The organism is Actinomadura sp. 9N215, assembly GCF_044326345.1.
Classification (GTDB): domain Bacteria; phylum Actinomycetota; class Actinomycetes; order Streptosporangiales; family Streptosporangiaceae; genus Spirillospora.
This window is the reverse complement of record NZ_JBIRBA010000030.1, coordinates 105,837-119,996: the sequence shown is the minus strand read 5'-3', so window position 1 is coordinate 119,996 and position 14,160 is coordinate 105,837. Positions and strand designations below refer to the sequence as shown.

Sequence of the window (14,160 nt, the reverse complement as noted above, 5' to 3'; positions counted from 1 at the left end):
GCCGTCCAGGACGTCCATGACCTCGTCGAGCGTCTCGTCGTCGAGGGTGCCGAAGCCCTCGTCGACGAACAGCGTGCCGATCTCGGCGCCGCCCGCCTCGGCGGTGACGACGTCGGCGAGGCCGAGCGCCAGGGACAGCGACGTGATGAACGACTCGCCGCCCGACAGGGTCACGGGGTCGCGGTCGAGGCCCGTCCAGGCGTCGGCGACGCGCAGGCCGAGGCCGCCCGCGCCCTTCGTGCGGTCGCCCGCCGCCTTCTCGGTGGTGTGGACGAGGGCGTAGCGGCCCCCCGACATCCGCGACAGCCGCTCGTTCGCGGCGTCGACGACCTGTCTGAGGCGCGCGGCCAGCACGTACGCCGACAGGGACATGGCGTGCCGGTTCGCCGCGTGCTTGCCGGACGTCAGGCCCGCGAGGCGTTCGGCGACCTCGTGCCGTCCGGCGGCGGGACGCCACGCGCGGACGGCCGCGTCCAGCCGTTCGCGCAGCTCGGCGAGGCGTTCGCAGCGGTGGCGGGCGCGGTCGGCGGCGGCCGCGACCCCGGCGTGCGCGGCGTCCGCGGCCTGGAGCGCCGCTTCGAGCGCCGGCAGGTCGGGGGCGGGCTCGGCGGCGGCAGCGGCGAGCGCGGGGTCGGCGAGCAGGTCGCGGACGGCGGCCTCCTCGTCGTCCAGCCGCCGGATCCGGTCGCGCAGGGCGCCCTGGCCTTCGTCGGGCAGCGCGGCGTCGACGACCTCGTCGGGTGTGCGGAATCCCTCGGCCTCGGCGGTCGCCTTCGCGTTCGCGCGGGCGGCGGCCAGCTCCTCCGCGGCGCGGACGGACGCGCGCAGCGCCTCGACTGCCTCGGCGAGCGCACCGGCCTCGCCGCCGAGCCGGGCGACGCGCGCTTCGAGGGTGGGGTCGCCGCCGAGCGCCTCGTCCAGCTCCGCGGACAGCCGGGCCCGCTCGGCGGCCAGCTCCTTCTCCTGGGTGCGGTTCTCGGTGAGCGCCTGGCCGATCTCGACGCGCCGGTCGCGGACGCGGTCGAGTTCCTGCTCGTGCCGGTGGAGGACGGCCTCCAGCCGGTCGGCCTCGGCCGCGCACGCCACCGCCGCCCGGAGTTCCCGCTCGGCGTCCGCGACCTCTTCGGCGAGGACGTCGGCCGTGGCCTCTCCGGCGGTGTCGATGAGGTGGTCGCGTTCGGTGCGGAGCGCCTCGACGTCCTTGCCGGTCTGCTCCCGGACGGCCTGCGCCCGATCGGACTCGTTCTGGGCCCCGTCGATCTGCCCCTCGGTCGGGATCAGCGCGAGGGACGTGGCGGGCGCCGGGTGCTCGGTGGAGCCGCAGACCCGGCACGGCTCGCCGCCGGTCAGGTCTTCGGCGAGGACGGCGGCCATCCCGTCCAGCCGGGCCTGGCGCAGGTCGAGGACGAGCTGGCGGGCGTCCTGCGCGGCGTCGACCGCGTCGCGGTGCGCCGCCTCCGCCTCGGCGAGCCGGTGTTCGACCTGGTCGCGGCGCTGCGCGGCGTCGAGACGGTGGCGGGCGGCGGCGACGGCGGCCTCGGCTCCGGCGCGTCCGGCGGCCGCGATGCGGGCCTCGTCCAGCTCGGCGCGCCGCGCGTCCACGATGCCCGGCAGCTCGGCCAGGGCCGCGGCGGCCTGCGCCTCCTCCGGCTCCAGCCGGGCCAGGTCACGGGCCAGGCCCGCGCGCTCACTCTCGATCTGCCGGAGCCGGGCGGCGGTGGCGCGCCTGCCCTCCAGCGCGGCGATCTCGTCCCGGCGGGCGCGTTCCGCCTTGGCGAGCACGTCCTCGGAGGCGTTCGGCGGGAGGAGCGCGCCGACCCCGGCGCGGGTCTCGTCGGCCCAGCGGTGCGTCCGGCGCGCCTCCTGGTGCCGGGCCTCGACGGCCCTCACCAGCGGGACGACCCGGTCGGCGCGGGCCGCGGCGTCGAGCCGCGACGCCATCCGCGACTTGTCCTCGGCGCGCTCGCGCAGCGCGTCCCGGCGGGCGACGGCCTCGGCGTGGCGGCGGCGGCGCTCGGCGAGCGCCTTCGCGTCGTCCAGGGCGGTGCGGGCGGCCTCCAGCGTCGCGGCGACCTCCCGGCGCAGCCGTTCGACGGTCGCGCGGATGTCCTCGTGCCCGCCGGCCAGGTCGGCGGCCCAGCCGGGCAGCGCCTCCACCTCGGCGAACGGCTCCCCCACCGGCTCCCCTCGACGCGGCGCGGGGACGGCGGGACCCGGACCGGATGGATCTCGCCGGGGCACCTGGGCGGCCAGGTCGCCGTGCGGAGGCTCGGCGCCCGTCGTCTCGGCGATGCGGTCGGCGATCGAGGACGCCGCCGCGCCCAGCTCGGCGGCCTCGCGTCCCGTGGCGGCGCGCCGGTCGGCCAGCCACTTCTCGACCTGCGTGAACACCTCCGCCGCGAAGAGCCGCTCCAGCACCTTGCGGCGCTCGTCCGCGCCCGCGCGCAGGAACCCCGCGAACTCGCCCTGCGGCAGCAGCGCGACCTGGCAGAACTGGACGGCGGTCATCCCGAGCATCCGCGACACCAGGTCGCCCGCCTCGTCCAGCCGCGTCGTGAGCCCGGTCCACGCGCCGTGCTCGAACTCCTCAAGGACGACCTTGGCGTGCTCGGTCGTCGTCCCTGAGCCGCGCAGCTTCGGCCGCTCCCAGGCGGGCGAGCGCGCTATGCGCAGGCGGCGGCCGCGGATCGTCGTCTCCAGCACGACGCGCGGCGCGGCGCCGGGTGCCGCGTGGTCGCTGCGCAGCCCCTTCACCGCGTTCCGGACGCCCGGCACCTGCCCGTACAGCGCGAAGCACACGGCGTCGAGGACGCTGGTCTTGCCCGCGCCCGTCCGGCCCTGGACGAGGAACAGCCCGGCGCCGGACAGCGCGTCGAAGTCGATCTCCTCGGTGCCGGAGAAGGGCCCGAACGCGCTGATCTCTAACCCGTGGAGCCTCACGCCATGGCCTCCTTCCGGCGGCAGGCCTCGAACGCCTCCTCCAGGAGCGCGCGTTCGGCGGCGGACGCGGGGCCGTCGGTGACCTCGGCGACGAAGTCGCCCGCGACGTCGGGCCCGGACCGCTCGCGGACGCGGTCGGACCAGGTGCGGGCGGCGTCCGTCCCGCCGCCCTCGGGCTCGAAGCCGAGGACGAGCGCGTGCGGGAAGCGGCGGCGCAGCCGTTCCATCGCGGCGGGCGGACGGCTCGCGTCGGTGAGCGTCACCTGGAGCCAGCGGTCTTCGAGCCGGTCGTAGGACGGGTCGGTGAGCAGGTCGTCGATGCGGCCGCGCACGCGGGCGAGGCGGCGCGGCACGGGCGCCTCCACGAACTCCGCCACGACGCCGCCTCTCCGTGGGGCGCCGTCACGCAGGCCGCCGTCGTGCGGGGCGCCGTCGCGTGGGGCGCCGTCGCGCGGGGCGTCGTCGCGTGGGGCGTCGTCGTCGGGTGGGCCGTCGTCGCGCAGGTCGATCAGCCAGGACCCCTTGACGTGCTTCTCCTCCGAGAACGAGTACGCGAGCGGCGAGCCGGAGTAGCGGACGCGGTCGGTGACGGGCCAGGCCCCGTGCAGATGCCCGAGCGCCGCGTAGTCGACGCCGTCGAACACCGACGCCGGAACGTGCGACGAGCCCCCGACCGAGATGTCGCGTTCGCTCTCGCTGGCCGCGCCGCCGGTGACGAACGCGTGCGCCAGCACCACCGAGCGCAGGCCGGGGCGCGCGGCGGCGTCGTCCCGGACGCGGCGCATGGCCTCGGTCAGCGCGGCGGCGTGGCTGCGCTCGTCGAGGTCCCACGGGTGGCGGACGAGCTCGGGCTCCAGGTAGGGGATGCCGTAGATCGCGGCGTCCCCCACGACAACGGGCTCCCCCACGGTCGCGAAGTCGGCGCGGACGTGCACGCCTGACGCGTCCATCAGCGCCGACCCGAACCCGAGGCGGCGCGCCGAGTCGTGGTTGCCGGCGATCAGCACGACGCGGGTGCGGTCCGCGAGCCGCTCCAGCGCCTCGTCGCACAGCCGGACCGCGTCGACGGCGGGCAGCGCGCGGTCGTAGACGTCCCCGGAGACCAGCACGCAGTCGACCCGCTCCGCCGCCACGGTCTCGACCAGATGGTCGACGAACGCCGCCTGCGCGGCCAGCAGGTCCTCGCGATGAAAAGATCTGCCGAGATGCCAGTCGGAGGTGTGCAGGAGTCGCATGTCGCAGCAACCATAGGCATCCCGTCCGGCACATCCGGCGCAGAAACGCCGGGGCGCCTCGAAACAATCTTCGAATGGCGCCCGGCCCCGGCCGCCGCCGCTGCCGTAGGGTGACGGCGTGAGCGACCGCCCCTACGTGCTGCTGAGCTGCGCGATGTCCGCCGACGGCTACATCGACGACGCGGGCCCGGAGCGGCTCCGGCTGTCCAGCGCCGCGGACTGGGACCGCGTCGACGCGGTGCGCGCCGGCTGCGACGCGATCCTGGTCGGCGCCGGGACGATCCGCGCCGACGACCCCCGGCTGCTGGTCAGGTCCGAGCGGCGGCGGGAGAAGCGGGCCGGGCGCGGCCTGCCGCCCGACCTCGTCAAGGTGACGCTGACCTGGAGCGGCGACCTGGACCCCGGCGCGCGGTTCTTCACCACGGGCGCGTCGCCGAAGCTGGTGTACGCGCCGTCCCGCACGGCCGCCGAGCTGGCGCCGCGGCTGGACGGCGTCGCCGAGGTCGTCGACGCGGGCGACCCGCTCGCGCTCGCCACGATGCTCGGCGACCTCGCGGCGCGGGGCGTCCGGCGGCTGATGGTCGAGGGCGGCGGGGGCGTCCACACGCTGTTCCTGACGGCCGGGGTCGTGGACGAGCTGCAGCTCGTCGTCGCGCCGTTCTTCATCGGCGACCCGTCGGCGCCGCGGTTCGTCCAGTCGGGGGTGTTCCCGCAGTCGCCGGACCGTCCGATGCGGCTGGAGGAGGCCACCCGCATCGGCGACCTCGCGCTGCTGCGCTATCTCACCGGGGCCGCGCGTGGATGATCTCGGCTGGCTGGAACTGGCCTGCGACCTGGCGGAACTGTGCCCGCCGTCCCGCACCGCGTTCTCGGTCGGCGCGGTCATCGTCGGCGCGGACGGCCGCGAGATCGCGCGCGGCCACTCCCGGGAGGACGACCCGCACGACCACGCCGAGGAGGCCGCCCTCGCCAAGACCGGCGCCGACCTCTCGGACGCGACCGTCTACAGCTCGCTTGAGCCGTGCGGGCGGCGGGCGTCGCGTCCCCGCCCGTGCGCGGAGCTGATCGTCGCGTCGGGCGCCCGGCGGGTCGTGTTCGCGTGGCGGGAGCCGGCGCTGTTCGCCGCGGGGACGGGCGCGGAGATCCTCGCGGCGGCGGGCGTCGAGGTGGTCGAACTGCCCGAACTGGCCGCCCGCGCCCGCGAACCGAACACCCACCTCCTCTAGGCGGACGTCCGGTCTGGATAAGCCCGGCCCTAGGAGACATCCGGCCCTAGCAGACGTCCGACCTTAGGAGACGTCCGCCTCTCTGGGAGACGCCCACCTGTGGCAGACGTCCCGGCTAGCAGACGCCGCCTCTGGCAGACGTCCGGCTTTAGCAGACGTCCGGCTTTAGCAGACGTCCGGCTTTAGCAGACGTCCGGCTTTAGCAGACGTCCGGCTTTAGCAGACGTCCGGCTTTAGCAGACGTCCGGCTTTAGCAGACGTCCGGCTTTAGGAGAAGTCGGGCTTTAGGAGAAGTCGGGCTCGGCGTGTGGGCGGCCCTTGAGTTCGTGGAATCCGGGGGCGGCGGCGACGATGAGCGTCGCGTCCCAGAGCCGTCCGGCGTCCTCGCCGCGCGGGATCCGCGACATGACCGGGCCGAAGAAGGCCGTCTCCCCCACCGCGATCACCGGCGTGCCGATGTGCGGGCCGACCTTGGCGACGCCCTCGGCCGTCGAGGCGCGGACGGCGTCGTCGTACTCCGCCGACCCGGCCGCGGCGGCGAGGTCCGCGGGCAGGCCGGCGTCGGTGAGCGCGTCGGTGAACGTCCGCTCCTCCATCTCGCCCCGTTCGTGGTAGCGGGTGCCGAGCGCGGTGTAGAAGCGGCCGAGCGCCTCCTGCCCGGCCTCGGCGGCGACGGCGGCGCAGATCCGGGCGGGTATCCACAGGTAGCCCTCGGGGTCGCCCGCCGGGTCGTCGTCGCGGCCCTCGTTCAGCGCGGCCAGGCCCAGCACGTGCCAGCGCGGCTCGATGGGCCGGACCTTCGCCGCCTCCAGCACCCAGCGCGACGTGATCCAGGTGTAGGGACAGGACACGTCGAACCAGATGTCAGCGATGTCGGCCATGGCCCGGTTATACCGGAAGTGCGGTGAGACGCGAGTCTCATTCCCCTTGCCAGCGCCCGGGGATCACATGCGATGCTGTGCCCAAGCAAGCATTCGGTTACCACCGTCGCCCCGGGTCGGGCAGGGAGGCACGGCAGCATGCGCGAGCACGATCGGCTGTTCATCGGCGGCGAGTGGACCGCACCGGCCGGCGCCGCCACGATCGACGTCGTCTCCCCGCACACCGAGGAGGTGATCGGGCGCGTGCCCGAGGGCACGGAGGCCGACATCGACGCCGCAGTCGCCGCGGCGCGCCGCGCCTTCGACGACGGCCCCTGGCCCCGGATGACGCCGGCCGAGCGCGCCGAGATCGTCGGACGGCTCTCCGCCATCTACGCCGAGCGGCAGGGCGGGATGGCCGAGCTGGTCACCGCGGAGATGGGCTCGCCGATCCTGTTCTCGGTGTTCGGGCAGGCCGCCGTTCCGCAGCTGGTGCTCCAGTACTACGTCGACCTCGCCGCCGCCTACACCTGGGAGGACGAACGGCAGGGCATGCTCGGCCCGGTCACCGTGACGCGAGAGCCCGTCGGGGTCGTCGCCGCGATCGTCCCGTGGAACGTGCCGCAGTTCACGCTCATGCTCAAGCTCGCCCCCGCCCTCATCGCCGGCTGCTCCGTCGTCGCCAAACCGTCCCCGGAGACGCCCCTCGACAGCTTCCTGCTCGCCGAGTGGATCGAGGAGGCCGGGATCCCGGACGGCGTCGTCAACATCGTCCCGGCCGGACGCGAGGTCGGCGCGTACCTCGTCGCCCACCCCGGCGTCGACAAGGTGTCCTTCACCGGCTCCACCGCCGCCGGACGCAGGATCGGCGAAGTCTGCGGCCGGCAGCTCAAGCGCGTCACGCTGGAGCTGGGCGGCAAGTCCGCCGCGATCATCCTGGACGACGCCGACCTCGCCGCCACCGTCGAGGGCTTCAAGCTGGCGTCGCTGATGAACAACGGAGAGGCGTGCGCCGCGCAAACCCGCATCCTCGCGTCCCGCCGCCGCTACGACGAGGTCGCCGACGCCCTCGCGGCCATGGTCGGCGGCCTCGCGGTCGGCGACCCCGCCGACTACGGCACCGAGATCGGCCCGCTCGTCGCGCGGCGGCAGCAGGAGCGCGTCGAGAACTACATCCGCGTCGGGCAGGACGAGGGCGCCAAGCTGATCACCGGCGGCCTGAACCGCCCGCACGACCGCGGCTGGTACGTCGCCCCGACCGTGTTCGGCGACGTCGGCAACGACATGCGCATCGCCCGCGAGGAGATCTTCGGGCCGGTGCTCGTCCTGATCCCGTACGACGACGAGGACGACGCCGTCGGGATCGCCAACGACAGCGAGTACGGTCTCGGCGGCTCCGTCTGGACGTCCGACGTGGCCCACGGCGTCGACGTCGCCCGCCGTATCCGCACCGGAAGCTGCGGCGTCAACATGTACACCCTCGACCCGAACACCCCGTTCGGCGGCTTCAAGAACAGCGGCCTCGGCCGCGAGCTCGGCCCCGAAGGGCTCGGCGCCTACGTGGAGCACAAGTCGATCCCCCGGGCGAGCTGATCGCGTTCAGCACAGGAGCGACACTGTCCAGCCGTGGCGGGCGCGGCAGGCCCGGGCCGCTTCGGCGGACGGGGCGCCGGTGACCAGCAGCCGCACGCACGGGACGGGCACACGGCCATGGTCGAACGCGATCGCGCGGAGCTTCGCCGGCGTGACGACCGCGACGGTCGCCCGATGGTCGACGATCGCTTCGAGCAGGTCGCGCGGGCCCGGCGCCGGCACCCCGACGAGGGTGGCGCCCTGGGTGACGCACAGATCGGTCAGCCCGATCCACGTCAGGGCGGGGACGTCCGCCCCGCAGAGAACGAGCACGTCGCCGCCGCCGAGGCCCAGCGCGCCGCCGAGCCGGTAGAGGTCGGCGAGCCGATCGGCGTGCGTGACGTCCTCGGACGGTGCGCACAGCCGCAGCGCCGTGTCGCGCAGCGGATCGGGCGCCGGCGGGGCGCCGACCGCCGGGCCGGGCTCCAGCAGCCGCCCGAACGGCGTCGTGCCCGGAACGTCCCCGAACGCGAAGACCTGTCTGACGTACGAGCGTTCCGCCGCCGCGAGGGACCGGCCGGCGGTGTCCACGCCGGTCAGCAGGAAGCGGGCACCGGACGCGTTCATCAGCGCCGCGACCTCGCCGGCCGCCGCGCCCGGCGGGAGGAGCGCGGGCACGGCGCCGGCCGCGGAGACGGCATGGACGGCGCGGGCCAGGTCGCACACGCCCGCCACGTGGACCGCGCCGACGTCGCCGGGACGCACGCCGTGCCTGCGCAGCCCGTCCGCCGCCGCCGTCACCTCGTCGGCGAACGCCCCGGATCCGAGCTTCCGCGCCGGGTCGATCAGAGCCGGCCTCGCGCCGCGACGTGCGGCGCCGGCCCTGGCCGCGTCCAGGACGGCCTCGGTGATCGTCGTGCCGGCGGCCACGGGCGGGGCGACGCTTCCCTCGGGCATGGGCCGAACGTACGCCGCGCGCCTCCGGCGCCACATCCGAAGAAGTGTGTAGGCGGATGTGTACGTCATGGGGCGAGCCCGACGCGTTCCAGCAGTTCCCGCCGCCGGACCTGCCCGTCCGCCGTGCGCGGGATCCCGTCCACGACGTGCACGGCGGAGACCGCGCTGGTCCGCGGAACGTGCCCGTTCACGTACGCCAGCAGCTCGATCTCGGACGCCGGTTCCGCCAGCACCACGAACGCGTGCGGCGCGAGGCCGAGATCACCGTCCGGCGCCGGGATCACGACCGCGTCGCCCACCGCCGGATGCGCTGCCAGCACCGCCTCCGGCTCGCCCGGCGGATCGGGACGCACGCCGGTCACGCGGCCGAGGACGAAGACGCGTCCGTGGTCGTCGGCGAACGCGGAGTCGCCGGTGGGAAGCCACCGGACGGGCACCGCCGCGGTCCGCGCGGCCGGGAGGCGGACGCACAGCTCGCCTGGCTGGTAGGACGGCTGCGCGACGCCGCTGCGGGGATGGACGATGCGCCACATCACGCCCGGCAGGCCCCGTCCGACCGAGTCCAGCGTGCCCTCCTCGGCGGCGCGCAGGTTGAGGTGCGTGATCCCTCCGGCCTCGGCCAGCCCGTACGCCTGCCGGACGGGGCAGCCGAGCCGGGCCGCGGCGGCGCGGGCGTCCTCGGCGGCCAGCGGCCCGCCCGCCGCGACGACGGCGCGCAACGGGCGCAGGTCGTACCGGGACACGGCACGGTCGCGGGCGAGGGCCTCCACGAGCCGGGGCGGCAGCACCGCCACGGTCGCCCGGTGGTCCCGCAGGGCGCGCAGCAGGTCATGCCCGCCGAGACCGACGACGGTGGCGCCGAGCCGCAGCGCCGGGTTGAGCACGCCGTTCAGGGCGAGGACGTCGCTGAACGGCAACGCGCTCAGCACGGTGTCGCCACCGCCGATCATCCCGGCGTCCGCGACGCGGACCAGCCCGGCCACGACCTCGGCATGCGTGAGCCCGGCGGTCCGGCCGGCGCCGCGCGTGCAGGCGAGCAGGGCGACATCACGGTCGGGATCGGCCTCCGGCACGGCAACGCCCGCGGCATCCCCCGCCATCAGGCGGTCGAACTCCAACACCCGCGCCGTGCCGTCGAACCGCCCCGGCGCCGCGATGGCGGCACGGGCGCCCGCCGCGTCGACCAGGTACGCCGCGTCTACCGGGAACGGCACCGCGCCCGCCGCGGTGACGGCGTGCAGCGCGACGGCGAACTCCGGCCCGTCCGGCAGGAGCAGCCCGACCACGTCCCCGGGCCCGATCCCTTCGCGGACGAGCCCGGCCGCGGCGGCCCCGACCCCGGCCGCGAGCTCCGCGTACGACACCGAACGCCCCGACTCGGCGTCCACGACCGCGACCCGCCTCGGATCAGCGCCCGCACCGAGCACCGCACGCGTCACCGTGACCGCCGGATAGGCGGCGGCCGGGTCCACACCTTTGGAGACCATGCCGAGAACCTAGATCGACGCTCCGCCCCCGCACATGCTCCGAACTGCGCAACCACCGTCGTATTCGACACGCCCCCAATAGCCACTCCTATGTACACACGTAAGCCCGGGCTCAGGACGGCGGACGATCGCGGGGCATGTTCTCCACGGCCCAGGCGGCTATCTGGGCGCGCGAGGAGAAGCCGAGTTTGGTCAGGATGTTGGTGACGTGCCGGGCAACGGTGGCCGGGCTGATGACGAGCTCATCGGCTATGCCGCGATTGCTGAGCCCGCGCGTGACGAGGCGGGCGATCTCGCGTTCGCGCGGGGTGAGGGTGCTCGGCGGCGTCACCGGCAAAGCGGCACGACCATGACGCCCGAACCCAGCGACAGCACCCCCTCCAAGAGGGGAACGCCCAACCTCCTCAGAGGCAGGTCCAAGCTCCCCGTAAGCGAAGCGCCCAGACTCATCGCCCCGCCCACCCGACCCAACATCCGCGCCCCCGTCAGGCTCGGCACCAGTTGCAGACCCACCAAGAACAGAACCCCCGAACTCATCATCGACGAGACCGGATTCTCCGAGATCAGAGCGCCCCGCCTCAGCGCCACGAGCCGACAGCCCGCCCTCAACGGCACCAGAACCAGACCCTTGACGACCAGAACGCCCGCTCTCGTCAGCGGCGAAGGCGGGCCCCCCGGACTCGGCCCGCCCGGACTCGGCAACGTCGGCAAAAGATCCAGGCTCGCCCGCCGGAGCGGGCAGCCCGGCCTCGGTCGCGTAAGCAGAAGGCCCAGGACCCACGGCGGCGGGCAGCCCCACCTCGGCAGCAGCAGAGGCGGGCCCTCCGGTGGCCGACCCCCCGGCCCCGGCAACGTGGGCAGATGAAGCGGGATCCACCCCACCAGCAGGCAGCCCGGCCTCGGCACCAGGGCCAAGCCCTCCGGGCACAGAGCGCCCGGCGGCGGTCACCTGCGCAGATGAACCGGGACCGGCCGTGGAAGCGGTGAGCCCAGGCTCAGCAGCAGAGGCAGGCTCTCCGGAAGCGGAGCGCCCGGACCCGGCTGCACGCGGAGATGATCCGGGGTCTGCCCCACTGGCGGGCAGTCCGGGCTCAGCAGCGGCGGGCCCTGCAAGAGCGGAACGCCCGCTTTCGGCGCCGGCGGGAGCAGGCCCTCCAGGGGCGGGGCGCCCGGGGTCGGCGGCACAGGCGGATGAACCAGGATCGGGGGCGAGCGATCCGGGGGCGGCAGCAGCAGGTGCGAGCCCTCCGGAGTTGGGGCGTCCAGGGCTGGCGGCACTAGCGGATGATCCGGGATCCGTGGTGGGGGCGGGCAGCCCGGGTTCGGCGGTGGCCGCGACAGGCCCTGCGGGCGCGGAGTCGGCCGCGGGGTCAGGTGAACCGGGACCGGCCGTGGAAGCGGAAAGGCCGGGTTCGGCGGTGGTGGGGGCGGGCCCGCCAGGAGCGGGGCGCCCGGGGTCGGGGGCGCGGGCAGGTGAACTGAGATCCGCGGCGGGGGTGGGGAGTTCAGGCTCGGCGGCGGTGGGGGCTGCGGGAGCGGGGCGTTCGGGGGCGCGGGTAGATGGGGCGGCGGCGGTGGGGAGCCCGGGCTTGGTGGTGGAGGAGGCGGGGCGTTCGCGGGCGGTGGCGTGGGTGGGTGGTCCGGGGGCGGGGTGTTCGAGGCGGGGACGAGGGACGCGGTTGGTGGCGGGGGCGCGGAGGGCGTAGCTGATCGCGTCGTCGGTGGGGAGGGTGCGGCCCTCGCCCCAGAACTGGGAGACTAAGGGTTCGCCCAGTTTGCGGCGGATCGGTTCCAGAGTGCGTTCGCGGCGGGCGCCGGTGCCGGGGGCGCGGCCGGTGGCCTCGCGGAGGGCGGACGCGGCGCCGGCGAGCGTCACCGCGCCGCGCGCGTCGCCCTCGCGGGCGACGAGGTCGGCGAAGGCGTCCAGGGCGCGGGAGATGTCCAGCCGGATGCCGGACGAGCGGCTCAGCGTGAGGCTCTGCGAGAGGGACTCGCGGGCGGTGCGGAGGTCGTCCTGTTCGAGGGCGACGCGGCCCAGGCCCGCGAGGGCCCGCGCCATCTCCGGGCGGGCGCCGATCTCGGCGAGGATCGGCAGGACCTCGGCGTAGTGCCCGCGCGCGGACGCGTGGTCGCCGCGCAGCTCGGCGAGGCGGCCGAGGCCGATCATGGCGTGGGAGGCGCCCCACAGCTGCCCGATGCCGTGCATGACGGACGCGGCGGCGTCCAGGTGCTCGCGGGCCTCCCGCAGGCGCGAGCCGCGGATCAGCAGGTAGCCGCGGACAGCGGCGGCGTAGGCGCGGTTCCATTCCTGGCGGGGCGCGGCGGCGATCGCGTCGGCCTCGTCCAGGCGGCCGGCGGCGTCCGCGAGGCGGCCGGCGCGGACCAGGCATTCGGCGCCGGCGATCAGGGCGGACGCGGTCATGAAGTCGTCGCCGCAGGCGCGGCAGGACTCCAGCCCGTCGTCGGCGTACCGCGCGGCCTGCGCGTAGTCGCGGCCGCCGAGGGCGAGCTGGGCGCGGGCGACGAGCGCCGGGCCGAGAACGTCCGGGCCCAGGCCGGGCGCGGCGGCGAGGAAGCGGTCGGTCCAGTCGGCCCATTCGGTGACGCGGCCGCGGACGATCCAGAACGTGCGCAGGGCGGTGCAGATCCGCAGGCCCTCGCGGACGTCGCCGCGGTCGAGGGACCAGGTGAGCGCGGAGCGGACGTTGCCGAGCTCGACGTCGTACCAGTTGAACAGCGCCACGCGTTCGGCCCAGGCGGCGTCGTCGAACGCGACCGCGATCCGGCCGTGCCGCTCGGCCGCGTTCAGGACGGCGTCGCGGTGCCGCCCGCGGAACGTCTCGTCCTCGCCGGCGTCGGCGAGCCGCTCCGCCGCGTACTCGCGGATGCTGTCGAGCTGCCGGAACCGGACCTCCCCGGCGAGCTCGCCGGTCACGGCCACGAGCGACTTGTCGACCAGTGCGGTGAGCAGGTCGAGGACGTCGTCGGCGGGGAGCTCGGCGTCGGCGCAGACGTGTTCGGCCTGCTCCAGCGTCCAGCCCGCGAAGACGGACAGGCGGCGCAGCAGGACGCGCTCCGGGTCGTCCAGCAGCTCGTGGCTCCAGTCGATCGCGGCGCGGAGGGTGCGCTGCCGGGCGGGGGCGGTGCGGTCGCCGGCGCTGAGCAGCCGGAACCGGTCGGTGAGGCGCCGCGCGATCTGCTCCACCGACAGGACGCGGACGCGGGCGGCGGCGAGCTCCAGCGCGAGCGGCATCCCGTCGAGGGCCTGCGTGACGTCGTGGACGGCGTCCGTGCCGGCGAACGCGGGACGCGCCGCCAGCGCGCGGTCGACGAACAGCCGCATCGCCTCGTCGGGTTCCAAGGGCGGCACCCGCCAGACGTTCTCTCCCGCCATGCGGAGCGGCTCCCGGCTGGTGGCGAGCACCCGCAGCCGCGGGCAGCGGGCCAGCAGGACGCCGGTCAGCTCGGCGCACTCCTCGATCACGTGCTCGCAGTTGTCCAGGACGATCAGGGCGGCGGACGCGTGCAGCGCGTCGGCGAGCGTCTCGGTGAGCGGGCGGCCGTCCTCCTCGGCGACGGCGAGGACGGTGGCGACGCGGCGCGCTACCGGCTCCGTCGTCCCGTCCAGGCGGACGTCGGCGAGTTCCACGAACCAGACCCCGTCGGGGCCGGCGTGGAGCATCGTGTGCGCGACGTGCAGCGCGAGCCTGGTCTTGCCGATGCCGCCGGCGCCGCACAGCGTCACGGCGCGCATGCTCTCCAGGAGCCGCCCGAGGTCGCCGACGTCGCGTTCGCGGCCGACGAAGGCGTTGGGTTCGGCGGGGAGGTTCGTCTTCACGGGAGTGGTCGTCGCGGTCATGCTCCCCTGCCGTTTCCGAGCCCG

At 75.4% G+C, this 14,160-nt stretch carries 9 protein-coding genes; 3 read left to right on the top strand and 6 right to left on the bottom strand.

Features of this window, described 5'->3' with window-relative positions:
• On the bottom strand, positions 1 to 2,940 hold a 2,940-nt coding region (locus ACH34T_RS36550; RefSeq protein ID WP_396025553.1), incomplete at its 3' end, for an AAA family ATPase.
• On the bottom strand, positions 2,937 to 4,175 hold the full coding sequence (locus ACH34T_RS36545) for an exonuclease SbcCD subunit D (RefSeq protein WP_396025552.1): 1,239 nt from the start codon (positions 4,173 to 4,175) through the stop codon (positions 2,937 to 2,939). The genes ACH34T_RS36550 and ACH34T_RS36545, both read right to left, overlap by 4 nt.
• A gap of 118 nt (positions 4,176 to 4,293) precedes the next feature.
• Here ACH34T_RS36545 and ACH34T_RS36540 point away from each other — a divergent pair, with 118 nt between their 5' ends.
• Together ACH34T_RS36540 and ACH34T_RS36535 are read left to right on the top strand one after the other, a co-directional pair.
• A complete protein-coding gene (locus tag ACH34T_RS36540; RefSeq protein ID WP_396025551.1) occupies positions 4,294 to 4,980 on the top strand; it encodes a RibD family protein in 687 nt (228 codons plus the stop codon).
• The gene (locus ACH34T_RS36535; protein ID WP_396025550.1) at positions 4,973 to 5,401 is read left to right on the top strand and encodes a deaminase; all 429 of its coding nucleotides are present in this window, start codon (positions 4,973 to 4,975) and stop codon (positions 5,399 to 5,401) included. The genes ACH34T_RS36540 and ACH34T_RS36535 overlap by 8 nt, the downstream gene beginning before the upstream one ends.
• Before the next feature lie 284 nt (positions 5,402 to 5,685).
• Here the strand turns inward: ACH34T_RS36535 and ACH34T_RS36530 are convergent, their stop codons facing one another.
• Positions 5,686 to 6,282 (bottom strand): disulfide bond formation protein DsbA, encoded by a 597-nt coding sequence (locus tag ACH34T_RS36530; protein WP_396025549.1) that lies wholly within the window; start codon positions 6,280 to 6,282, stop codon positions 5,686 to 5,688.
• Positions 6,283 to 6,420: 138 nt separating this feature from the next.
• Here ACH34T_RS36530 and ACH34T_RS36525 point away from each other — a divergent pair, with 138 nt between their 5' ends.
• A complete protein-coding gene (locus ACH34T_RS36525; RefSeq protein ID WP_396025548.1) occupies positions 6,421 to 7,854 on the top strand; it encodes an aldehyde dehydrogenase in 1,434 nt (477 codons plus the stop codon).
• 6 nt (positions 7,855 to 7,860) lie between these two features.
• On the opposite strand, the gene ACH34T_RS36520 is transcribed toward ACH34T_RS36525, so the two are convergent.
• The 3 genes from ACH34T_RS36520 to ACH34T_RS36510 form a co-directional block, all read right to left on the bottom strand.
• Complete coding sequence (locus ACH34T_RS36520; RefSeq protein WP_396025547.1) at positions 7,861 to 8,790, bottom strand: AMP-binding protein; 930 nt, start codon at positions 8,788 to 8,790, stop codon at positions 7,861 to 7,863.
• A gap of 65 nt (positions 8,791 to 8,855) precedes the next feature.
• Positions 8,856 to 10,277: a class I adenylate-forming enzyme family protein gene (locus ACH34T_RS36515; protein WP_396025546.1), complete on the bottom strand. Its 1,422-nt coding sequence runs from the start codon at positions 10,275 to 10,277 to the stop codon at positions 8,856 to 8,858.
• 112 nt (positions 10,278 to 10,389) lie between these two features.
• Positions 10,390 to 14,136 (bottom strand): LuxR C-terminal-related transcriptional regulator, encoded by a 3,747-nt coding sequence (locus ACH34T_RS36510; protein ID WP_396025545.1) that lies wholly within the window; start codon positions 14,134 to 14,136, stop codon positions 10,390 to 10,392.
• Between the last annotated feature and the right edge of the window lie 24 nt (positions 14,137 to 14,160).